Origin of the sequence: Paenibacillus sp. OK003 (assembly GCF_900109515.1) — a bacterium.
Classification (GTDB): domain Bacteria; phylum Bacillota; class Bacilli; order Paenibacillales; family Paenibacillaceae; genus Paenibacillus; species Paenibacillus marchantiae.
In genome coordinates, this window is the sequence record NZ_FOBD01000001.1 from 505,248 (window position 1) to 528,267 (window position 23,020).

17 protein-coding genes and 1 pseudogene are annotated in these 23,020 nt (G+C 46.9%); 12 read left to right on the forward strand and 6 right to left on the reverse strand.

Translation table 11 applies throughout. From position 1 onward, the window contains the following. The first annotated feature begins 71 nt into the window (after window positions 1–71). From BMW94_RS02360 to BMW94_RS02370, 3 genes are all read left to right on the forward strand, one after another. Window positions 72–1,076 carry an aldo/keto reductase gene (locus tag BMW94_RS02360; protein WP_090994038.1) on the forward strand — a complete coding sequence of 335 codons (1,005 nt, stop codon included), beginning with the start codon at window positions 72–74 and terminating at the stop codon, window positions 1,074–1,076. 345 nt (window positions 1,077–1,421) lie between these two features. Continuing rightward, a complete protein-coding gene (locus tag BMW94_RS02365; protein WP_254790090.1) occupies window positions 1,422–2,963 on the forward strand; it encodes an acetate--CoA ligase in 1,542 nt (513 codons plus the stop codon). Window positions 2,964–3,014: 51 nt separating this feature from the next. Next, window positions 3,015–4,259: an aminopeptidase gene (locus tag BMW94_RS02370; RefSeq protein WP_090994042.1), complete on the forward strand. Its 1,245-nt coding sequence runs from the start codon at window positions 3,015–3,017 to the stop codon at window positions 4,257–4,259. Window positions 4,260–4,353: 94 nt separating this feature from the next. Here BMW94_RS02370 and BMW94_RS02375 read toward each other — a convergent pair whose 3' ends face one another. Together BMW94_RS02375 and BMW94_RS02380 are read right to left on the reverse strand one after the other, a co-directional pair. Further along, a complete protein-coding gene (locus tag BMW94_RS02375; RefSeq protein WP_090994044.1) occupies window positions 4,354–4,818 on the reverse strand; it encodes an AraC family transcriptional regulator in 465 nt (154 codons plus the stop codon). A gap of 211 nt (window positions 4,819–5,029) precedes the next feature. Continuing rightward, on the reverse strand, window positions 5,030–5,662 hold the full coding sequence (locus BMW94_RS02380; RefSeq protein ID WP_090994046.1) for a nitroreductase family protein: 633 nt from the start codon (window positions 5,660–5,662) through the stop codon (window positions 5,030–5,032). Between the two features lie 129 nt (window positions 5,663–5,791). Here BMW94_RS02380 and BMW94_RS02385 point away from each other — a divergent pair, with 129 nt between their 5' ends. Further along, entirely contained in the window at window positions 5,792–6,067 is a 276-nt protein-coding gene (locus tag BMW94_RS02385; RefSeq protein WP_090994048.1) for a hypothetical protein, read from the forward strand. Window positions 6,068–6,319: 252 nt separating this feature from the next. Here the strand turns inward: BMW94_RS02385 and BMW94_RS02390 are convergent, their stop codons facing one another. Further along, on the reverse strand, window positions 6,320–6,940 hold the full coding sequence (locus tag BMW94_RS02390; protein ID WP_254790078.1) for a TetR/AcrR family transcriptional regulator: 621 nt from the start codon (window positions 6,938–6,940) through the stop codon (window positions 6,320–6,322). Window positions 6,941–7,089: 149 nt separating this feature from the next. Between BMW94_RS02390 and BMW94_RS02395 the strand changes: the two genes are divergently transcribed. After that, window positions 7,090–7,860, forward strand: coding sequence for an alpha/beta fold hydrolase (locus BMW94_RS02395; protein WP_090994050.1), 771 nt, complete (start codon window positions 7,090–7,092; stop codon window positions 7,858–7,860). Window positions 7,861–8,069: 209 nt separating this feature from the next. Here the strand turns inward: BMW94_RS02395 and BMW94_RS02400 are convergent, their stop codons facing one another. Both BMW94_RS02400 and BMW94_RS02405 read right to left on the reverse strand, forming a co-directional pair. Beyond that, entirely contained in the window at window positions 8,070–8,846 is a 777-nt protein-coding gene (locus BMW94_RS02400) for a M15 family metallopeptidase (protein WP_090994052.1), read from the reverse strand. A 251-nt stretch (window positions 8,847–9,097) separates the two neighbouring features. Next, window positions 9,098–9,460, reverse strand: a complete 363-nt coding sequence (locus BMW94_RS02405) for an iron-sulfur cluster biosynthesis family protein (RefSeq protein WP_090994054.1) — start codon at window positions 9,458–9,460, stop codon at window positions 9,098–9,100. A 128-nt stretch (window positions 9,461–9,588) separates the two neighbouring features. On the opposite strand from BMW94_RS02405, the gene BMW94_RS02410 reads away from it, so the two are divergent. The 5 genes and pseudogenes from BMW94_RS02410 (at window position 9,589) to BMW94_RS02430 (ending at window position 14,782) form a co-directional block, all read left to right on the forward strand. Next, complete coding sequence (locus tag BMW94_RS02410) at window positions 9,589–10,170, forward strand: NmrA family NAD(P)-binding protein (protein WP_175480557.1); 582 nt, start codon at window positions 9,589–9,591, stop codon at window positions 10,168–10,170. Between the two features lie 40 nt (window positions 10,171–10,210). After that, window positions 10,211–11,254 carry an ABC transporter ATP-binding protein gene (locus tag BMW94_RS02415; RefSeq protein WP_090994056.1) on the forward strand — a complete coding sequence of 348 codons (1,044 nt, stop codon included), beginning with the start codon at window positions 10,211–10,213 and terminating at the stop codon, window positions 11,252–11,254. Beyond that, window positions 11,247–12,761 (forward strand): osmoprotectant update ABC transporter permease/substrate-binding subunit OpuFB, encoded by a 1,515-nt coding sequence (gene opuFB, locus BMW94_RS02420; RefSeq protein ID WP_090994057.1) that lies wholly within the window; start codon window positions 11,247–11,249, stop codon window positions 12,759–12,761. Before BMW94_RS02415 ends, opuFB begins: the two co-directional genes overlap by 8 nt. Before the next feature lie 39 nt (window positions 12,762–12,800). Then, window positions 12,801–14,144 (forward strand): annotated as a pseudogene (locus tag BMW94_RS02425) (NAD(P)/FAD-dependent oxidoreductase). 29 nt (window positions 14,145–14,173) lie between these two features. Next, a complete protein-coding gene (locus tag BMW94_RS02430; RefSeq protein WP_090994059.1) occupies window positions 14,174–14,782 on the forward strand; it encodes a DUF1349 domain-containing protein in 609 nt (202 codons plus the stop codon). Between the two features lie 205 nt (window positions 14,783–14,987). Here the strand turns inward: BMW94_RS02430 and BMW94_RS02435 are convergent, their stop codons facing one another. Further along, window positions 14,988–15,461 carry an SET domain-containing protein gene (locus BMW94_RS02435; protein WP_090994265.1) on the reverse strand — a complete coding sequence of 158 codons (474 nt, stop codon included), beginning with the start codon at window positions 15,459–15,461 and terminating at the stop codon, window positions 14,988–14,990. A 245-nt stretch (window positions 15,462–15,706) separates the two neighbouring features. On the opposite strand from BMW94_RS02435, the gene BMW94_RS02440 reads away from it, so the two are divergent. Together BMW94_RS02440 and BMW94_RS02445 are read left to right on the forward strand one after the other, a co-directional pair. Beyond that, entirely contained in the window at window positions 15,707–17,263 is a 1,557-nt protein-coding gene (locus tag BMW94_RS02440) for an ABC-F family ATP-binding cassette domain-containing protein (RefSeq protein ID WP_063563476.1), read from the forward strand. 425 nt (window positions 17,264–17,688) lie between these two features. After that, complete coding sequence (locus BMW94_RS02445; RefSeq protein WP_090994061.1) at window positions 17,689–22,914, forward strand: S-layer homology domain-containing protein; 5,226 nt, start codon at window positions 17,689–17,691, stop codon at window positions 22,912–22,914. The last annotated feature ends 106 nt before the right edge of the window (window positions 22,915–23,020 follow it).

Genomic DNA, 23,020 nt, shown 5'->3' on the forward strand with positions numbered 1-23,020 from the left:
ATCGTTTTAGATGGAAATTGTCTAAGATGAGAGGGTATTCAATAACTTTTACAGGAAAAGAGAGATTAACCATGCCTTATACTGCGAGTGAACAACGATACAGTGAAATGAAGTATGCACGCTCTGGCAAAACCGGAATTAAGCTGCCGCAAATAGCCCTTGGCTTATGGCAAAACTTTGGTGGAAACCGCACCCTGGATATTCAGGAAGAGATGATCCTGCGCGCATTTGATCTGGGGATTAACCATTTCGACTTGGCCAACAACTATGGACCACCTCCAGGATCAGCCGAAGAGAATTTTGGTGTCATTCTCAAAAAACATCTGCGTCCTTACCGCGACGAACTGCTCATCTCAACCAAGGCAGGTTATCATATGTGGAACGGTCCTTACGGGGAATGGGGTTCTCGCAAAAACCTGATTGCTAGTCTGGACCAAAGTCTGAGCCGGATGGGACTGGATTACGTAGATATTTTCTATCATCACCGTCCAGATCCGGAGACACCGCTCGAAGAAACGATGACTGCGCTGGATCATATCGTTAGACAGGGTAAAGCTCTGTATGTAGGCTTGTCCAACTATGATGCCGAACAGACGAAAGAAGCAGTTACTATTTTGCGTCGTCTCGGAACACCTTGTCTGGTTCACCAGCCAAACTATTCGATGCTGCATCGCTGGATTGAGGATGGATTGCAGGATGTGCTGGATGAGCACGGCGTAGGATCGATCGCCTTCTGTCCACTTGGCCGCGGACAATTGACGAATAAATATGTGGACAAGATCAAGGAAGAGCGCGCTAATCCAACAGGCAATCTGAGAAAAGAAGCCTATACGGACGAACGGATCGCCAAGTTCGAAGCCCTTCAGGCGGTTGCTGAACGTAGAGGTCAAACGATCTCCCAATTGGCGCTGAACTGGATTTTGCGTGGTAACCGAGTTACTTCCGCTCTGATTGGCGCAAGCCGTGTGTCACAGATCGAAGAAAACGTAGCCGCCCTTCAGGCACCAGACATGACGACGGAAGAGCTGAGTGAAATCGAAAGTATCTTGGATGGCATTGGAAACTACGCTTGGTAAACTTGTAACGCAGAGATACGACTTTGTAGATTCAGAGTCATGTCTACAATGATTAAATGGATCCATTTGTTATAGATATGTTGGGATAACGAAGGTGTCTTCCTGTAGTCGGGAGGACACTTTTTTTGTCTTAAATATCATTCTTTATATGTAGAGATAGACCTTTTAGAGCTTGTCTTAATTGACCTGTGTTTATTTTTTTCTTAAACTATTTCATATCATAGCACCAGGTCCTAGGATTTAGGGTATAATATATAGATGCTATACATTTGAAATATGAAGGAGAGGCTCCATTTGAATTTTCAACAGTGGATTTCGCCTGAAACCTATAACCTGACATCCGAGATGGAGAATCACCCGTCGGATCGGGTTGCACTTAGATGGCTAAGCGATCATAAAGAATTGGAAGAGATCACTTATGGTGAGTTATTGAAACAGGCCAATCGTCTTGCTGGAGGCTTGCGTGATCTTGGTTTGGAGAAGGGCGACCGGGTGCTGGTCATGGTACCACGCCGGATTATTGCCTATGTTATATACATTGCCTGCCTGAAACTGGGCATTGCTGTTATTCCTTCTTCCGAAATGCTGCGTGCGAAAGATCTGGAGTATCGTCTTCGGCATTCCGAGGCCCGGGCTGTCATTGTCTGGTCCGAGACGACTGCTGAAGTTGAAAAGATAAATGCAGATTTGCCAGCGTTGGCACATCGCATCGTTGCATCACCAAATGGTGATGATAGCTTACCTGGAGAAGGCTGGGTCAATGTACACCAGTTAATGCAAGGCCAGTCCGATACGATGGCTGCAGTAGAAACACATCGTGACGATATGGCTATTCTCGCTTATACCTCCGGTACGACTGGTAATCCAAAAGGCGTAGTACATAGTCATGGTTGGGGGTATGCCCATTTGCGGATCGCTTCATCGTTATGGCTGGATATTCAGCCTTCGGATACGGTCTGGGCAACGGCTGCACCGGGCTGGCAAAAATGGATCTGGAGTCCGTTTCTGTCCGTGCTTGGAAGAGGGGCGACCGGACTGGTTTATAATGGATCATTCCAACCCAAACGTTATCTGGAACTGTTGCAGGAGCATCAGATCAACGTCTTGTGCTGTACGCCGACGGAATATCGGTTAATGGCCAAAGCAGACGATCTGGGTCACCATGATCTGTCCGCACTGCGCAGCGCCGTGTCTGCTGGTGAGCCGCTGAATCAGGAAGTAATTGAAATTTTCCAGCGTCACTTTGACCTGACGATCCGGGACGGATATGGACAAACCGAGAGCACGCTGCTGATCGGCAGCTTGAAAGATGCTCCTGTACGAATCGGTTCCATGGGGCAGTCCATTACACCAGGCCTCATTGAGATCATTAACGAAGAAGGACAACCTGTACCTGCTGGTGAAGTAGGGGATATCGCAGTGCATAAGGATATGCCAGCCTTGTTCCGTGCTTATTACCAGGATGAGGGACGGAAGGAAGCGAATCAGCGTGGGGATTATTTTGTAACAGGTGACCGCGCACGCAAAGACGAAGAAGGCTACTTCTGGTTTGAAGGCCGCAGTGATGATATCATTATCAGTTCGGGTTACACGATTGGACCGTTCGAGGTGGAAGAAGCGTTGATGAAACACGCCAGCGTGAAGGAATGTGCGGTCGTAGCAAGTCCTGATGAGATCCGTGGTAACGTAGTGAAAGCATTTGTAGTGCTGAGAGACGAGTCTCTCGCATCACCAGAACTGGCGCGTGAACTGCAAAACCATGTGAAGGAATGGACAGCACCCTACAAATATCCACGTAAAATCGAGTTTGTAGCCGATCTTCCGAAAACAAACTCCGGTAAAATCCGCCGGATCGAGCTGCGTGAGCAGGAGAAACGCAAGGCTTAAATGAATGTGCAGCAATAGTCATTCAAATATGAATCAGGAGTGAACACAACCATGAGTAATTTTGAACAATCCTTTGAAAAATCGTTGGAACAATACGCAGAGCTGGTTGTCAAAGTCGGCGTAAATATTCAGAAAGGACAGGATCTGCTCGTAACGGCACCCATCGAAACATTGGAATTCACCCGTCTGATCGTGCAAAAAGCGTATGCGGCTGGCGCCAAGTATGTACAGGTTGATTTTGATGATGACGATATTACACGCAGTCGTTTTGAACATGGCTCTGATGACAGTTTTGATTATTACCCGGCCTGGAAGGCGGAAATGATGGAGAAGTTTGCCGAAGCAGGCGGCGCTACGCTCACGATCAAAGTACCTGACCCTGAATTATACAAAGGCATCAATTCCGACAACGTTTCGCGTGCAACCAAAGCGGCGGCTCATGCACGTCGCGGATTTTCGAAATATACACGTAACCACGAAATTAGCTGGTGTCTGATCAAAGCGCCAACCAAGGCGTGGGCGAACAAAGTATTTGCCGACATTCCAGAGGAAGATCGCATTAACGTGATGTGGGAAACCATCTTCAAAATGAACCGTGTCGATGGCGGAGACGCTATTCAGAACTGGAAAAAACATCTGGACACCCTGAATGCCATGAGTGATTTGCTGAACAAGAAAAATTATAAAAGCTTGCACTACCGCGCACCCGGAACGGATTTGAAAATCGAACTGGTGAACAACCATATTTGGGGTGGCGGCGGTAGCGAAAACAAGCAAGGTGTGTATACCGTTGCGAACATGCCGACAGAAGAAGTATTTACCATGCCGAAGCGCAGTGGAGTCAACGGATTTGTCAGCAGCACGATGCCGCTGAATCTGAACGGACAACTTGTAGATCAGATGAGAATTACGTTTAAGGATGGACAGGTCGTTGCTTTTACAGCAGCTTCGGGCGAAGAGCATCTGAAAAACCTGTTTGCCACCGATGAAGGTGCGCGTTATCTTGGTGAAGTGGCCTTGGTGCCGCATGATTCCCCAATTTCTAACTTGAATCGTATTTTCTATAATACCGGTATTGACGAGAATGCATCCTGCCATCTAGCTGTGGGAAGTGCATATCCATTCAACATGAAGGATGGTACGACGATGTCTAACGAGGAATTGCTGAAACATGAATGCAACGTCAGTCTGACCCATGTGGACTTTATGATCGGCTCCGCGGGGCTGGACATTGATGGTGAGTTGCAGGATGGTACGGTGGAACCTGTATTCCGCAAAGGGAACTGGGCATTTTAATTGGTGAGAACAAGGCAATAAGTTATAAACAAAGGCGACTTCAACGTTGGAGTCGCCTTTGTTGTTTTTGGCATCCACAACAACTATGAATGATTTATAGCGGCTTAACGGGGACACATATTTCGCAAAAATCCAGAAGAAGCAGATCACCCGCATACCTTTCCATAATGGGTTTGTTGTCCATGATACACCCATTGCTCTGCAAATACGGAAAAATCTCGGTCCAGGCTTGCTTCATATCTTCTGCTGTATGTTTGACTTTGCAAACCAGATATGGCCCGCCAGGAAGTTCTGCTTCTTCAAGATGGGGAGCCGACTCATCCAGGCCATAATCCTCCGATATGACAATACAAGCATCATATCTGCATTGAGAGGGGAGGGTGGTTTCCGGATTATCCTGCGGAATGCCGAACAAGATGGTCGACCTTGTAAGCAGGCCTTTGGATCTTGCCCAGGTCTTTAACGTCTCCATCGCGTGGCTGTTGGCAGGGCCATACGGCCCCACTTGACGCACATAGGCAATTCGGGATGTTGGCAGGTTTTCGATGTGGAATTCCATTGGTTTTCATTCCTTTCGTTGCGGTTATGGGTTACATCTCGAATGCTATCATGGTATAAAAAAATATTCATATGTATTTTTGGAAAAAGAAAGATTGGTTTGACGTGCGATTTCTTTATTCTCGGAAGATAGAAAAGAGGCCGATGATCTGATCATCAACCTCTCTTTTGTAATGGAATCAGTGAAAAGTTACGGATATCACTTTCCCAAGTTATTCTGCATGCATTTTGTTGAAGCTGACATATTCGTTAATCGGTTTGCGGTATCCGCGCGGACGTTGTTTGGCGTCTGACTTTTTGCCGATTGTAATCAGCATGGCAGGTACATAATGGTCTGGAATATCCAAGCTACGTTGCAACTCTTCAGCGTCGAAGCCAATCATGGGGCAGGTGTCCCAACCACGATCCTGAGCGATCAGCATCAATTGCATCGCTGACAAGCTGGCATTACGAATTGCATCTTCCCTCTGGAAGAACCTTCCCCGAGTTTCGTAAAATTCAATGACGCTCTGCGATTCTTGCTCGTATTGGAACGGAGTAAGCGCGCCAAGGTTCAGCAGGCCCTCATTAATTGTACGGATGTGATGGTGTGCGTTGACATCTCCGAGGACAACAATGACCGCAGAGGCGGTTTTAACTTTATATTGCTGTGAAGCTTCATAGACTTTTTCTTTCTGAGCCGGGTCCGTCAGCACAAGATAGTGCGTATGTTGGAGGTTAAAGGCGGAAGGTGCGAATTTGTTCAAGGCAAACATTTCATGCAATTCTGAATCTGGAATCTCAATTCCTTCTTCAAAAATAACGGCGGATCTGCGGTTTTTGACCAGATTCTCCAATTCACTCATGGTAGTTCCCTCGCTTATGTATGGTTTATAAACTGACTATATCACACTAGGTTACTTTATGTAAGTATTATTTTCGAATAAGACAAGATCTGCCTGCCATACGATAAAATAAAACAGAAAAGGTGATTCATGAAAACATTCATCACAAGGTACAGGGCTGGAAAGTCGCGTAATGAATTTCAGGTATACGTCATCGAATCCTCCACGCTAAAACGTTTTTTGGTGGTGGAGATGGTATTGGGTACCCTCGCTTACAATGTTGCACTGTATCTGTTTCATAATGCACTTCTGGCTGGCGTTGGTTCCTGGGCCGGGACGGAGAGTGTGAAGAGGCTGCCAGTCGTTTTCAGAAAAATAGCAGGTCGGCAGGAAGGCTCAGGGGGCATGAGCATGTTTTTTACTTAAGAAATAGGACGGCTTATGGGCCCCAGGCTTTCTTTTTCAATCGTAAGGAACACCGGACACGTTATTTCCTAAAATGCTCCAAAAAATGTTACATATGGCCTAAACCCCGTTATAACGTGTCTGAGGTTCCTTAGCATTTTGCAGGGCGCTACAACCTCTCATATCACGTCTCATCTTTGTACACTCCATGTCTTCTGCTCCAACTCCGAACAAGGAGAGAGGAACACCATGATAAATAAGTCTGACGGCCATTCATCTCACCACCGTACCCCGCAAAAAAATTTCGACAATCTCCTTACCTAAATTTAAAGTGGAATCATGTTCTCTTAATGTATCTACCTTATTGCCGATGACCATCATTGTTGAGAAGGTTTGCGCGAGAAGCATGGAATTGTTGCTTCGAAGAAGGTTATTATCCATCGCATCTTTAAAATAATCAGCCAGTTCTACGTAAATTTTATTTTCCGCTGCTCTGATTTCCTCGATCTGTTTCTCACTCAAATATCTCTCCGCTTCTCTGAGAAGAGTCTCAATCTCCGCATGAGGATTAGCTAACCTTGCTTCTGCCACATGGAGCAGTCCTGTTTCCAGATTGTCTGCTTCTCTTAATAATCGTGACGTAGCTTGGTGCACATGTTTAAACATGGTTGTAACCGCAATCTTAAAAAGTTCCGGTTTACTGGTGAAGTGATAATAAATGGATGGTTTAGAAACATTGCAAGCTTTAGCGATCTGTTGGAGTGAGACAGGTTCATACCCATGCTCCATAAACAGCTTGGCGGCCGTTTGAAGAATTATTTCTTGTACGGGTAAATCCTCTCCTGCTTGTTTGGGTCTTCCTGGTGAGCGTTGTGAATCTGTATTCATTTTCATGAGTACCTCCGTGAATATTTTATGACAACTTATCCAATGAATAAGATTGGACTTGTAATTTTACTTACCGGTAAATATAATTTACTAGAACTGATGCAGCAATGCAATGATAACCTAATCCAAAATAATGATTGAAAGAGGTTTTAACTTTGGCAAAAACAGAGAAAAAAAACAAATGGACTAAAATATTGATAGGGGGAGTTTCCCTCATCGTAATTGTAGTCATTGGCTTATTGGTATATCTCAATTCGATAACCTACAGTCCTTCCGAACAAGCGGAACTCGCATTCCAGAACGATAATCAGGTCAAAGTAACAGAGGTCAAAGACGGTTATAAATTTGAGCCACAAACCGGGGAAGTAATCGAACCGAATATTATTTTTTATCCTGGAGGTTTAGTCGAACCGGAAAGCTACTCACCATTTGCCAGAGAACTGGCTTTACGGGGGCATCGCGTATATATTGCGGAAATGCCACTGAATCTAGCCATTTTTGGTCAAAATAAAGCGGACTCCTTTCTTGAAGAACACCCAGACGAATCATTTGTTATTGGGGGTCACTCTTTAGGAGGTTCATTTGCAGCGAGATATGCTTCGGAACACAGTGAGAAGCTTAAGGGTGTATTTTTCTTGGCTTCTTATGCGGATGAGGGCGGATCCATAAAAGACACTGATTTATCTGTTTTGCAAATTACAGGTACAGCAGATGGAGTTCTCAATAAAGAAGCTTGGGAAAGTGCCAAAACCAATCTACCTGCTGACACTTTGTATGTCGGTGTAGAAGGAGGGAACCATGGCCAATTTGGCTCTTATGGGAAGCAAAAAGGGGACAATGATCCAGCGATTGAGGAAGAGCAGCAATTAAAACAGGTCGTTGATGCTGTAGAGGAATGGAGCACAGAACTGAATAGTAAACCTTAAATCTGCTATGAATCGAACTTAACCTTTACATCAATGTGGTTGAGCTGATCCTTCTCTATATGATTTGGAGAACGATTAAATTGTTATAGATATAATGCAAGCAGGACGTGGCCCAATTCGGCCCCGTCCTGTTAGTTGTATCTGTCATTTACATACAATAGTCATATGAGAGTGGAGTGAATACCTTTTGTCATACAGATTACTACTGTTTATTTGGCGCGCTCCAGGTACTGTTCGAGTGTAAGGTTCTGGCTCGTAATTTCCCCCGCAATATACACGCCAACATAACGCACATGCCATGGCTCATAAGAATAGCCTGTCAGTTTCTCCTGATCTTTGCCATAACGAATGATAAATCCGTATTTATGTGCATTGGCTTTCAGCCATTTGCCTTCTTTGGTGTTTCCAAAGCTTTGTTGCAAATCATATCCCGCTGATGCACTGGAGATATCCATCGCAAGACCCGTCTGATGTTCACTTTGTCCAGGACGAGCACTGGTTTTATTCGCAACGGCTTCGCCTTTGATACTTGCATTACGGTCAAAAATGGATTTTTGGGTAGCATAAGAGCGATAACCGGACACGGCTTTGATATCAATGCCGTCTTTTTTTGCTGCTGCGAACAAGTTCTCAATTGCTGTGGCAGCTACTTTACGCATTTGCTTTTTCGGACTGGAGCCGGAGAAGCTAAATGGGATGTTAGGAACAACCAGATCCTGAGGGGCATAGGTTGAAGGCAGGTTTCTCTTTTTATTCACTAGCACAACCGTGCTTGATAGATTTGTTACCGTTGCCAGGCCACTGCTGCTCGTTTTGATTGTGCGTCCAGGTGCATTATCGTGCAGGAATTGAGTGAAGCTGGAGCTGGTAGCAGATGCGACCGGATTCAGTTCCTTAGTGAAGGGCAGCGTTGTGAATGCTGAGCCTGCTACGACAGAACCTATAAGTATCGTGGATACGATGGATTTACGTGTAAAAGATTTCATGATGTGTGTTCCTCCTCGGGTTATATCAATCTCGTTCTTTGGTATATACCGAGTATACTAGAGGATTATATCCATAGGTTCTCCAATTGTTTCCGAGTTGTAAACAAAGTTTGCGAGATTCATAGCTTTTAATTGTCTGACGAGAAAAAGAGCACAAAAAAAGACTCTGCACCTTTTGTGCAAAGTCTTTGTGTATACATCGATAGGCTAGGCGAATCAAATGCTCATTATTTCAGCCACGAATGTTTGGATTACAGCTCGCATGAAACAGAATTGCCGGAGCTTCCAGCAGCCACTGCGCGGGCATCCCGAACACGGACATTGCTGCTGAGTACACCGGAATCACTGCTTAATTTGAAGGAAGGATAGTTGGGCTCCGTGTCCAGCTTCATGTGCTGCTCCAGGTTTAACTGTTGTTTCGGATCGACATAGAATGGCACCAGATTAGTTTCAATTTGTACATCCAGAGCTTCGGGTTCATCCACGATAAGTATGGCGATAATTCCGTTACAGCCACAACCTTCCATGTCATAGATTACTTTGAAATAACCGGGCTGATCCTTCAGGCTTTCAGTTAATCGCGCAGCAGCCAAATCTGTAATTTGAATATGCATATCGCTACACTCCTTTATATGTTGGCATAATTGTAATGGTAAATGGAATAATTCAACTTCTACTGTCATTATACCACTTTGGCAAAAATCAAAGCATTTATTTTCTTGACTAATCACCAGAAGCCGTAATGATTCTGTTCATCAAGGAAGCGTCATGGAACGTCGTGAAACGATTCGTCTTGCTTGGCAGTGCTTCCGTTGATGAAGACGGACCTATATTTGGCAAAGTACATCAAAGCTTGAAGGAGCTTGCTCCTGAGTGGACTGTACTACAGCTTTCCTATTTTATGGAGAACTTTACAGAGGGACCGCATCGGGAGACGATGAAGCAACTCGGGAAAATCTATAGTGCTGCTGGTGACGGTAAAATTGGTTTTGTCAGCGCAGATGATATCGCGGCAGTTGCCTTCCATGCTCTGACAGATGTTGTCCCCCATAATACAGCTCATATCATTACAGGGCCGGAGACATTGTCTTATGGTCAAGTTGCGGACATCATTAGTCGTTTATTGGATCAGCGTATTGATCATGATTCATTGTCGGATGCAGAACTCAGAAATAGCCTGATTCATGCGGGAATGCCGGAAGATTACGCCACGGCTCTGGCTGGACTGGATGTATTCATCCGTGAGGAAGGAAGAGAAGATCAAACGACGGAGACGGTGTTGAAAATCACAGGTGATTATATGTGTACGCTTTTGGGGAAATAGATGAGAATGAATGTTTGATAAAAGGGAGAGAAGAGAACGGATGATTCAGTTCGAAAATGTATCCAAGCAATACCCTGATGGAACCCATGCTCTGCGTCAGGTGAATCTCAACATTAATAAGGGAGAGCTGTTCGTCATGATTGGTCCGAGCGGTTGCGGCAAAACCACAATGCTCAAAATGATCAATCGTCTGATCGAGCGGACAGATGGGACCGTACGAATTAATGAACGGCCTATCGATGAATATAACATTCATGAATTGCGGTGGAATATTGGATATGTGCTGCAACAGATTGCGTTGTTCCCACATATGACGATTGCCGAAAATATTGCGGTTGTTCCTGAACTCCGAAAGTGGAAGTCAGAGCAAATCAAGGAGCGCGTACATACTTTGCTGGACATGGTCGGACTGAAAGGCACCACATACAGTGATCGCAAGCCTGCTGAGCTATCGGGTGGACAACAACAGAGAATCGGTGTATTGCGCGCACTCGCTGCCGATCCCGAAATTGTACTGATGGATGAACCGTTCAGTGCACTTGACCCGATGAGCCGTGAAAAATTACAGGACGATATTCTGGATATTCAGCGTCAGATGAAGAAGACGATTGTGTTTGTTACCCATGATATTCAGGAAGCGATGAAGCTGGGTGATCGTATCTGCATTATGAAGGATGGGCAAGTATTGCAGGTGGGTACCCCGGAAGAACTAATCCAGCAGCCAGTCAATGAATTTGTACGTGACTTTGTCGGCAGTTCTGGTCCGGATAGGAGTTCACAGCCTGTATCTGGTGGGGGCGACCCGATGTATGAATTAAGAGCGGCCTCCGGCGAACAAGAACGACTGATTTCTATATTTGATCTTGAAGCGATCATGTCACCGCTCTCACCCGGGCATGTGCCGAAGTCGGCCAAAACGGCTGTTCCCGTATCGATTACGCTGCCGGATTTAGTGAAGATCATGGCTTCTCATGATCATTTACTGGTCGAGAAAGACCACCAGATTATTGGCCAGGTCAGTCGAGCCGATCTGATCCGGTACTGGTCCGAGCAGCTGCAGGAACGAGGTGAAGCACATGAGTAGATTTACGGAAGTATTCAGCGAGCGGAAAGGACAGTTGTTGTCTGCCCTCCTTGAGCATATTCAAATCTCATTTATCGCGTTGTTCTTTGCCGTTCTGATCGCTATTCCGCTTGGCATTTATCTGACACGCAAGCCAAGAGTGGCTGAACCGATAATTGGGGTAACAGCCATATTGCAAACGATCCCGTCTCTGGCTCTACTCGGATTGCTCATTCCTTTATTCGGCATCGGTACATTTCCCGCGATTGTTGCGCTTGTAGTGTATGCCCTGCTTCCGGTACTCCGCAACACGTATACGGGCATATCCGAAGTCGATCCTTCCATGGTCGAGGCAGCGAATGCAATGGGCATGAACAGTCGTCAACGTCTGACCAAAGTGGAGCTGCCACTCGCGATGCCTGTCATTATGGCAGGCATCCGTACCGCAATGGTTCTGATTGTAGGTACAGCAACACTTGCAGCCCTGATTGGTGCAGGGGGTCTGGGTGAACTTATTTTGCTTGGTATCGATCGAAATGATACGGCATTGATTATTCTGGGAGCCATCCCAGCCGCATTGCTTGCCATTTTGTTTGATGTGCTGCTCCGCCAGTTCCAACGTTTATCGTTCAAGAAAACGCTGGTCACTCTTGGAACACTCGCTCTGGTTGCCATTCTGGTAATCACGATTCCTTGGCTCTCCCGTGGAGGGCAGAAAGATCTGGTTATTGCCGGCAAGTTGGGTGCTGAACCGGAGATTCTGATTAATATGTACAAATTGCTGATTGAAAAAGATACCGATCTGAAGGTTGAATTGAAACCAGGATTGGGAAAAACCACATTTCTGTTCAATGCACTGAAATCAGGTGATATTGATATTTATCCAGAGTTTACGGGTACCGCCATCTCTGAATTTATGAAGGAAACCGCAGTTAGCACTGATCGCACAGAAGTGTATGAACAAGCAAGAGACGGGATGTTGAGCCAATTCAATATGGTTCTTCTGAACCCGATGGATTACAACAATACGTATACGTTGGCCGTACCTCAGAAGGTTGCCGATCAGTATAATTTGAAGACGATATCCGATCTCAAGTCAGTACAGCAGCAGATCAAGGCAGGATTCACACTGGAATTCTCTGATCGGGAAGACGGTTATGTTGGAATTAAGAAGAAGTATGGCATCAAATTCCCGAATGTGGCCACAATGGAGCCGAAACTGCGTTATGCAGCCGTTCAGCGTGGAGACATCAATTTGCTGGATGCTTACTCCACAGACAGTGAACTGAGACAGTATAAACTCGTTGTGCTGGAGGATGATCAGGCATTGTTCCCGCCATATCAGGGGGCGCCGATGCTCCGCAAAGAAACGGCAGACCAATATCCGCAGCTTGTGGAGGTATTGAATCAACTTGCAGGCCGGATCACGGACGATGAGATGCGTCAAATGAATTACGAAGTGAACGTTAATGGAGCCAGTCCAGAACAAGTGGCAAATGATTATCTGCAAAAAGCAGGGTTACTATAGCTTGATATTCACGGTTATACATGAAGAGGAGGAACTACCATGACACAACCTTATGATCTGATCGCGATTGGAACCGGAAGCGCTGCAAGCTCTGTTATATCCCGCTGCGCCGAAGCCGGATGGAACATTGCCGTGATTGATGAACGAGAGTTTGGTGGAACCTGTGCGTTGCGGGGCTGTGATCCCAAAAAAGTCCTTGCAGGAGCGGCTGAACTGATCGACTGGAATGAACGAATGAAGGGCAAAGGAGTGGAAGGTAACGCTTCTATTCAGTGGTAGGATCTTATGGCGTTCAAGCGAACGTTTACGGAGAGTATTCCGAGAGCAAGCGAGGATAAGTTCAAGCAGGCCGGGATGGACACCTTTCATGGCAAGGCTTCTTTCGTCGACGAAGATCACATTCGTGTAGGGGACGAAGTGCTGCAGGGGAAACATATTCTAATCGCAACAGGTGCGCGTCCGGCGCCACTTCCTATTGATGGGGCAGAGCATCTGAGATACAGCGATGATTTTCTTGATCTGGAACAGCTGCCGGATAAATTGGTTCTGGTGGGTGGAGGTTACATTGCTTTTGAATTTGCCCATATTGCGGCCAGAGCTGGTACGGAAGTTCATATTATTCATCGAGGTGAACAGCCGCTGGAGCAGTTTGATTCACAGCTGGTGGATCTACTGCTGCAAAAATCCGAAGAGGTAGGCATTCACGTGCACTTGAATGCGGAAGTGAAGGCGATTCGTCAGCAGGGAAACACATATGTGGTCAGTGGAACCCGCAATGGGGCTGATCATCAATGGCAATGTGGACTTGTCGTTCACGGAGCAGGGCGTATTCCGAATGTAGAGGGGCTTGAACTGGAGAAGGGAAATGTAAGCTATACGAAAAAAGGCATCTCCGTTAATGAGTACTTGCAGAGCGAAAGCAATCCAAGAGTCTACGCGGCCGGCGATGTTACCGCAACGGAAGGACTTCCGTTGACTCCGCTCGCAGGCCAAGAATCACGCGCAGTATCCTTGAATCTGCTTGAAGGCAATCATAACAAACCTAATTATAAAGTAATGCCCTCCATTGTATTTACCGTGCCATCCCTGGGTTCTGTTGGCCTTGATGTCGAGCAGGCCAAGAAAGAGGGCTATGAGGTGAAGGTAAATGACATGTCGAAATGGTATACTTATAAACGTACGAATGAAAAATTTGCCATGGCCAAAGTTGTAGTCGACAAGGCAACAGGACGCATCCTGGGTGCCCATGTATTGGGTGGCAAAACAGAAGAACTGATTAACCTGTTCGCTATGGCAATTCAGTTCGATTTGACAACCGATCAGCTAAACACCATGAATTTTGCATATCCTACAGCCGCATCGGATATAGGCTCTTTATTTTAATGTGATGGTGTGGAAGGAAGGGAAGAATCATGTCAGTTCATTTTCATCGGATTCATGAAGCCGAGTGGACAACCGAACCGGTTCAGGCGCGAACGGAAGGTGACCGTCTAATTGTGGAGGCACAGGAGGGCAGTGACTTCTGGGAGAAGACCTTCTATGGTTTCTGTCATCAGAATGGACATGCCATGCTTGCTCCATGGGATGGAACCAAGGCAATCGAAGTATCATTTGATCTGAGTTCATTCACGGAATTATATGATCAGGCAGGGTTAATGCTCTGGTATGGACAGGATCAATGGATCAAGGCGGGGGTTGAAGTAAATGACGGCGTGGCTCATGTAGGGGCGGTCGTAACGGATCGGTTTTCCGATTGGTCGCTTTCACCTGTACCGGAGTGGGGTGGACGCATCGTTACCATTCGGGCTTCATACCACGACGAAGCCGTAGTTATTCGTGCCCGCACGGATGAGCATCCTTGGCGTACCATTCGGGTCGCGAGGTTTGCCTATCCGACGAACAAGCAGGCAGGACCGTTTCTCTGTTCTCCGAAGCGTGCCGGGTTCGAGGTTGCGTTTACCAAATGGAAATTGACTGAACCGGATCAGGATCTGCACACAGACCCTCCCATTGCCGATTAAGATGGGTTTGGTTGGAAAATGTGACGCAATTGCAACAAACGAAAACAAGCAAGTCTTCCTTGGTGGAGGACTTGCTTGTTTTCGTTTCCATTAGGCAGCGCCATAGGTTAATTTATCAAGCCTACAACGGATTATGTTGGGGTTTATTTAAGTTTTTTTTCACATGATGCTGCACTGCTGCTGTAGCTTATTATCGAAGTCTTGTTTATTTGTTTGAATCCGTGTTCTGGGAGCCAGACTCGATGTCATCAGCATCCTCTTCACCATCACTTGTTTCGTTCAGCTCACGCATACGTTCCTCGTAATCATCCAGAAACCATAATGGGTCCATGTTATCTTCCTCGCCATTATAATTGATCAATACTTCTTCACCGGCTTTGATATCTTTATAGGCATAGAAGTCAAAGGTGTGGTTTTCGAAGTTGATGTCATAAGTGGCATTAGGCTCGTAAGAATGATTGATCAAACTGCCGTAGCCCAGCAGGATAGCCGTATGATTGGCTCCGTATTCGAATACGTAATCTTCGATAATTGTTTTCTCAACATGTTCGTGGTCTTCATTGGGATAAGGGACAACCGGAGCCTGATGGATCAGCTGGCCTTTCGGAATGTCTACGGTCGCAAATACGCCGCGGTTAAATTCACCATTACTCAATTTGGATTGTTTCACTTCAATCATGATTTTCACCTGATGCTCTCCAAGAGAGCTCCATTCTTATAGTAGTAAGTCGTTTAAGCAAAAATTTTAACTCATCCATACCTATAAGGCAAATGTCATTGATATCAGTTTGACTGGATCAGGGGTCATAACGAAGGACATTTCATCGAAAGATGGTGGTAAATTTACAATATGGCGTTGAGTTGTGCATGATATAACGCTTATAATATACAAAGAATTAAGTCTATATAGAAAAGGTGTCATGAATGAGCATATTAAATGTCGAAAAATTAAGTCACGGTTTTGGTGACCGTGCTATCTTTAACAACGTTTCTTTCCGCCTCCTGAAAGGCGAACATATTGGTCTGATCGGGGCCAATGGTGAGGGTAAATCCACCTTCATGAACATTATTACGGGTAAACTCCAGCCCGATGAAGGTAAAGTGGAGTGGTCCAAACGCATGCGTGTCGGATATTTGGATCAGCACGCTGTGCTCAGCAAAGGACAATCCATTCGTGATGTCCTTCGTGGTGCGTTCCAGTATTTGTTCGACATGGAACAAGAAATGAATGATATGTATGGCAAGATGGGCGATGTAACTCCGGAGGAATTGGAACAACTGCTGGAGGATGTAGGTACGATTCAGGATACGCTGACTAACCAAGATTTCTACATGATCGATGCCAAAGTCGACGAGACAGCACGTGGTCTGGGTCTGACCGATATTGGTCTGGATAAGGACGTAAACGATCTTAGTGGTGGACAACGTACGAAGGTACTTCTCGCCAAGCTGCTGCTTGAAAAACCGGATATTTTGCTCCTGGATGAGCCTACGAACTATTTGGATGAATTGCATATCGAATGGCTGAAACGCTATTTGCAGGAATATGAGAATGCCTTTATTTTGATCTCGCATGATATCCCGTTCCTGAACAGTGTAATTAACTTGATCTATCACATGGAAAATCAGGATCTCACCCGTTATGTGGGCGATTATAGTCATTTCCAGGAAGTCCATGAGATGAAAAAACAGCAACTGGAGTCGGCGTATAAGCGTCAACAACAGGAAATTGCTGATCTCAAGGATTTTGTGGCCCGTAATAAGGCAAGTGTGGCTACACGCAACATGGCGATGTCCAGACAGAAGAAATTGGACAAGATGGATGTCATCGAAATCGCCAAGGAAAAACCGAAACCACAGTTTAACTTCCGTGATGCAAGAACGTCCGGCAAGCTCATTTTCGAAACAAAAGGCCTTGTCATTGGTTACAATGAGCCGTTATCGAGACCACTGGACCTGCGCATGGAGCGTGGTCAGAAGATCGCTCTCGTTGGTGCGAATGGTATCGGTAAAACAACCCTGATGCGCAGCATTCTGGGCGAGATTCCAGCTTTGGAAGGTACCGTTCAGCGCGGTGAACATCTGGAGATTGGATATTTCCAACAAGAGATGAAGGATGCGAACTACAATACCTGTATCGAAGAGATCTGGCAGGAGTTCCCTTCCTATACCCAATTTGAAGTGCGTGCTGCACTCGCAAAATGCGGACTGACGACCAAGCATATTGAGAGCAAGGTCGCGGTACTGAGCGGTGGCGAGAAAGCCAAAGTGCGTCTTTGCAAACTGATCAATAACGAAACAAACCTGCTCGTACTCGATGAGCCGACGAACCATCTGGACGTTGATGCGAAGGAAGAGTTGAAACGTGCACTCAAAGCCTACAAAGGCAGCATTCTGCTGATCTCTCACGAACCTGAATTCTATCGTGATGTGGTTACAGAGACATGGAATTGTGAGTCGTGGACAACGAAGGTATTTTAAGATAATACAATACGAGCGAGCTTGCATAAGCTCGGAGGGTGAGAAGAGGCGCGAATTTTGCTTGCAAAACAGGCAGAACTCGCGCCTTTTTTGCGTGGTTTTAACGAAAAATGTTTGAGCCCAATTCACAGTTGACAGCTTGAATAAGGCAATAATATAATCCAAGAAAGCGATTACATTTATATATTAGAAACCTGTTTCACTGCATAGGGGCAAGAAAGACACGGTATTCCGTATGGGTATCATTGCACTTAGAAGGGAAGACAGGTCTTTTTTCGCACTATAATGAAACCGGTTTCATTAAAATGAGGAGGTGGACCACGCTTTGTACTGACCGCTGGCTGCTGAGAAGGGTAGGCTGAATAACAACACCGCGCGTTCAAGAACCATGCTTTCATCTTTCACCCCAAAGGAGAGAATGAACATTGGATAAACTCAGGAAACCAATGATATTTATGTTATCTGCAACCCTTGCACTGTCTTCCGGGCCGTTGATGCTGCCGAGTAAGGCGTATGCCGATCTGAGCAGTATACCCGCCACGTTGCTTCAGGACGATTTTTCGGATGGGAATTACACGGATTCACCTGCGTGGAACGTAAACTCAGGCAATTGGGAAGTACTCGCGGACCCGACAGATACGTCCAACTCCACGCTTTTCCAGAGTGACACCAATGAAGGCATCATCTCTACTGGAGACTCCATGTCGGACATGACCGTGTCCATGCGCTTTTACACGGGAGCCGGTCAGGGGTATCCGGGAATATTGCCGCGGTTTCAGGATAAGAGCAACTTTTACTATTTTCAAATGCAGGTCCCCAATAATAAACTCGTTTTCTCCAAACGGGTGAACGGAACAGATACTACTTTGAAAACGGTGGACTATGCGTTTGCCAAAAATACATGGTACACACTCAAAGTGGTGTTATCCGGTACCACCATTCGCGGGTATATCGCGGAAAACGGCTCCGATCGGTTGGTATTCGATCTGGTCGATCCTACATACACGACAGGTACCGTGGGCATTCGGAATAAGTGGCAATCGGTACATGCAGATGACGTGATCATTGCCGAGCAGCCGCCGGGGAACGATATCCAGCTCTCTATTGCCGAGCAAACGGCGTCTTCGGTTTCACTGCAATGGTCTGAAATCGCGGGTGCATCAGCCTATCGCCTGTACCGTTCCTCTACGCCTGAAGGCGGTTATTCTCTGGTAACTAGTACCGGATCTTTGGGACACACGGATGTAGGATTAAGCGGGGATACGGTGTATTATTACAAACTCGCTTATGAATACGGAGGTCTAACCGAGTCATTATGGACTGCTCCGCTGGAAGTTCGGACGACTGCGGCGGCACCACAGGCTCCTGGCGAATTAAAGGCCGAAGCACTCAATACCACAAGCGTGAAGCTATCTTGGTCCGCCGTGGACAAGTCAACGGGTTATCGCGTGGTTCGGGCCGAAGCTGGCAGTGAGCAATACGAGCAGATCTATGAAGGTAAAGGGCTAACATTCACGGATAATGCACTTGAGCCGGACACCAGCTACAGCTATCGTGTGACGGCCTTTAATGCAGCTGGTGAGTCAGCGGCCACTGTTGCAGAAGCCACGACATATTCCATTGACTCTCCTGCAGAGTTTGCTGCCACAGCTGTGACGGATACTTCAATCTCACTGGGGTGGAATGCCCTTACCGGATCTGATGTAACGTATACGCTCTCCAGGTCTACCAGTGCTACGGGTACGTATCAACAGGTCTATAGTGGGAATGAAAACACGTTTAACGATAGTGGTCTGACGATGGGCACAGGATATTTTTACATCATTCAGGCGACCGTGGACGGCGTAACTTCTCCAGCATCCGCACCGTTGGGTGTTGCCACACTTCGCACAAGCATCACACCGGGGCAATTGTGGCCAGATCTGGAAGGTAAACCGATCGATGCGCATGGGGCTGGTTTTTTCTATGATGAACAGACGGAGACCTATTACTGGTATGGCGAATATCATAAGGGCGGCTGGCCAGCTGTTGGTGTGCGTGTGTATTCATCGAAGGATCTCATGAATTGGACGGACCGAGGCATGGCTCTAACAACACTGCAATCCATGGATGATTTTGATAATGACCCGTTGATCTCCAAATTGTATGCGGGGCGTGAGGACCGCGTGGATATCTGGGCAGATATTCGCAAAGGACGGATCATTGAACGACCAAAGGTCATTTACAACGACAAAACGAAGAAATACGTGATGTGGGCTCACATGGATGGTGATAAGGACCCTTATAACGATAATGCGAACTACGGTAAGGCGCGTGCCGGTTATGCGATCAGTGACTCTCCGACAGGGCCTTTTGTGTATCAGAAGAGTTACCGGATGGACAGAGCTCCGGAAGGGGAGAAAGATTACTTCCCAAGCGATAAGGGCATGGCACGTGACATGACGTTGTTCAAGGATGATGACGGTACCGGTTATCTGATATATTCCAGCGAAGAAAACCTGACACTCTATATCTCCAAACTGAATGAAGACTACAGTGACGTAACAGGGTGGCATAAGGAAGGACGAACGGATGAAAAAGGCAATCCGGTACGTGATTCGACCTATCAGGCTGAGTATGGCATAGATTACGTGCGTGTGTTCCCGGGAGGGCAGCGCGAAGCACCGGCGATGTTTAAGTATCAGGGGAAATATTATATTTTGACTTCCGGGGCTTCCGGCTGGGCCCCTAACGAAAACAAAGTGACGGTGGCGGATAACATTTTTGGCCCGTGGTCAACGCAGACCAATCCGTTCGTGCGTACGTTGCCGAGCGATCCCGATCCAGGCAAGGCATTCGGCACACAGACCACATCCGTCATTCCGGTCGATCCGGAAAAAGGCAAGTTCATTTACGTGGGGGATACGTGGAATGGTGGCAATTTCTCGAATGACGCTGCAAAATACGTGTTCTTGCCCATTGAGTTTGGAATAGGCTCCGACATCGCGATCAAGTGGTATAACAGCTGGACACCTGATCTGTTGAATTCGATGGGCAAGGTTGATATTGCTGATCCGTTGCCAGAAGCCGTGGCATTAGGCAAAGTACCATCCCTGCCAACAACATTGAATGTGCGCGAGGGTGGTGAACTGGTGTCAACGCCAGCAGTATGGACAATTGATAACCGGGTCATGACGGCAGAAGATTTTGCTAAGCCAGGACCGCTCACGTTACAGGTAACGACACCGGAATATAACAACAAAAAGCAGGCAGTTCGCGTAAACGTCATCCCGGAAAACACACTCTATTTCGTGAATAGCGGAGGTTACGAAACGGCTGATTATAGTCTCATGGGTGCCTATATGAAAGGAACACTTGCCAACCCGGGAATGGCAGACCAGATGTACGCTCCGGTGGAGGGTCGCAATTGGGGGTATACCAGCGCAGATGCACTGTCATCCGGTTCAAATGGCGGAGATATATTCTCGACCGTACGTTATCTGAACGGTGGCAATGTCAGCAATTCACCTAAAGGCACGGACTTAACCTATAGATTTGATGTGCCAAACGGGACATACGATGTCTACGCCGGATTCAACGATCCGTGGAGCAATACATCGCGCAGAGCTAATTTCTTCATCAATGGCACCAATACCGGTGCAGTTACTTTTACGCCTGCCAGCGTTAGAGCCCACAAAGGCATCAGCGTGTCGGACAACAAACTGGAGTTGACCGTGCGCAATACGGCATCGCAGGACCCGATGATTAGCTGGATTATGATCGTTAAACCTGACGCCGCGCCACCTGCAAATGATAGTGCTGGCCTTAATGCTGATGCGTTAGATTCAACGAGCGCAACGCTTCGCTGGGATGCTCATCTTGGTGCAGCAAGCTACAAGCTCTACCGCTCAGATCGTGAGCAAGGAGAGTATAAGGTGGTCTACAGCGGCAATGGACGGGAGTACACGGACAATGAACTGAACCCCGGCACGGAATATTATTACAAAGTGGAAGCTTTGGATGCGACGGGGCAATCCTTGAGAGGTGAATCTTCCGCTTATCAGGTGCACACGGCTCAGCAGAGCGCTGCGGATGTAGCAACAGGGATTACGGCACTGGAACAGCCTTCCGCAGGTGCAAAAAAACTGAAGTTACCATCCGTACCACAAGGTTTCACGGTGAAGATCGCTTCCAGTTCGGTACCGTCGGTCATTCAAACCGATGGAACGATTGTCCCACCATCTAAGGAAACAACAGTAACACTGGAGCTGGAAATTACTCGAACTTCTGACGACAGTAGAGCCTTGACTGTACCGTTGACAGTGAAGGTGCCGGCATCTGTTCCTTCCCCTGGAGGCACGGACCCTGGTTCGGGCGGTAATCCAGGCGGCAATTCCGGTGGGAATTCAGGAAATGGTTCTGGTTCAGGCAACAATGGCGGACAATCAGGAAGTGGAAGTCCAAGTGCAGAGAATGCTGTACCACAACCTAAACCGGAGAAAGACCGTTCCGTTCTGGAGTTGCAGGGACAGTCTGACCAGAAGGGTGTAGTGCAGTCCAACGTGGACGCTTCAACGATTAAAGAGGCTTTTCAAGTTGCACCTTCAACATATGCGGGTCAGCGCTTGGTCGAACTTCGGCTGAAGCCGGTTTCGGGAGCAACGGCATATGAAGTATCTCTGCCTGCCTCTGCGTTAATAGATCAGGGTGAGTCACATGTGTTCAACATTGTTACAGAGCTGGGGATGTTGGAGCTTCCTGCGACACTATTAACGAAGGATATAGTTGGTGATGGGATTGCATCCATCCGATTGGTCAGAACGGAGCTACCAAAAACAGTCGCAGATCAGCTTGGCACGCAATATGGAGTCCAGCTTGAACTTCAACTGGATGATCAACCATGGCCATCGGAAAGCGAATTGAACCTTCGTCTGCCTTACCAATCATCACAAAATGCTCAGCAGGATCGGATTGTAGCATTTGTCATTGGCGCGAACGGTGTGGCAACCCCGTTGCCGCAAAGTTACTACGATCAAAAAAGCGGGCAGCTTGTATTTTCCGTAACATCACTCACAGGAAATTATACTGTTGTGTCTGTGGAGCAGACATTCGCAGATCTTGCAGAAGTGCAGTGGGCCAAGAAAGCAATGGAGGCTTTGGCTGTCCGAGGTGTAATTGATGCTGAGGCAAGCGGTGATTCCACCCAGTTACATCCAAAACAGGAGATGACCCGCGGCCAATACATGCAATGGTTGATGACTGCGCTGGGCTTGAATGCTTCTTCCGGGAATGCGTTCTCCGATGTCAGCACTGATGCCACGTATTATAAAGCAGTAACTGCAGCGCGTTCGCTTGGCATCACTAGCGGCACCGGGGACGGGCGCTTTATGCCTGAGGCAACCATCACCCGTCAGGAAATGATGACGCTGACGGTGAGGGCACTTGGAGCGGCCGGATTGGTCGAGCCGGAATCAGCTTCGGTGGAAAGCCTTGTACAGTTCCGCGATGCTTCCACGATCCGATCATATGCCCGCGATAGCGTAGCCATGCTTGTGAAGCTGGGCATCGTCGGCGGATACAACGGAGAGGTGAAGCCTCTTGCCCAAGCGACTCGTGCCGAATCGGCCACACTGCTGTATGCAATGATGAGCAAATTGATTTGGCCTAACTGACAATAACAACCATTTTATCCTAAGAAGAGAAGGCTTACTTCAACCTGGATTACAGGAGTAAGTAAGCCTTTTTCTTTTTGCTTATGCGCCCTGGCATGGGGGATAA

Coding starts and splice junctions, on each gene's coding strand:
- BMW94_RS02375 (WP_090994044.1), bottom strand. CDS start 4,818: ATGGAATTCCACATCGAAAACCTGCCAACATCCCGAATTGCCTATGTG.
- BMW94_RS02390 (WP_254790078.1), bottom strand. CDS start 6,940: ATGAAAATGAATACAGATTCACAACGCTCACCAGGAAGACCCAAACAA.
- BMW94_RS02400 (WP_090994052.1), bottom strand. CDS start 8,846: ATGAAATCTTTTACACGTAAATCCATCGTATCCACGATACTTATAGGT.
- BMW94_RS02440 (WP_063563476.1), top strand. CDS start 15,707: ATGAGCATATTAAATGTCGAAAAATTAAGTCACGGTTTTGGTGACCGT.
- BMW94_RS02435 (WP_090994265.1), bottom strand. CDS start 15,461: ATGATTGAAGTGAAACAATCCAAATTGAGTAATGGTGAATTTAACCGC.
- BMW94_RS02415 (WP_090994056.1), top strand. CDS start 10,211: ATGATTCAGTTCGAAAATGTATCCAAGCAATACCCTGATGGAACCCAT.
- BMW94_RS02365 (WP_254790090.1), top strand. CDS start 1,422: ATGGAGAATCACCCGTCGGATCGGGTTGCACTTAGATGGCTAAGCGAT.
- BMW94_RS02370 (WP_090994042.1), top strand. CDS start 3,015: ATGAGTAATTTTGAACAATCCTTTGAAAAATCGTTGGAACAATACGCA.
- BMW94_RS02405 (WP_090994054.1), bottom strand. CDS start 9,460: ATGCATATTCAAATTACAGATTTGGCTGCTGCGCGATTAACTGAAAGC.
- BMW94_RS02380 (WP_090994046.1), bottom strand. CDS start 5,662: ATGAGTGAATTGGAGAATCTGGTCAAAAACCGCAGATCCGCCGTTATT.
- BMW94_RS02410 (WP_175480557.1), top strand. CDS start 9,589: ATGATTCTGTTCATCAAGGAAGCGTCATGGAACGTCGTGAAACGATTC.
- opuFB (WP_090994057.1), top strand. CDS start 11,247: ATGAGTAGATTTACGGAAGTATTCAGCGAGCGGAAAGGACAGTTGTTG.
- BMW94_RS02360 (WP_090994038.1), top strand. CDS start 72: ATGCCTTATACTGCGAGTGAACAACGATACAGTGAAATGAAGTATGCA.
- BMW94_RS02430 (WP_090994059.1), top strand. CDS start 14,174: ATGTCAGTTCATTTTCATCGGATTCATGAAGCCGAGTGGACAACCGAA.
- BMW94_RS02385 (WP_090994048.1), top strand. CDS start 5,792: ATGAAAACATTCATCACAAGGTACAGGGCTGGAAAGTCGCGTAATGAA.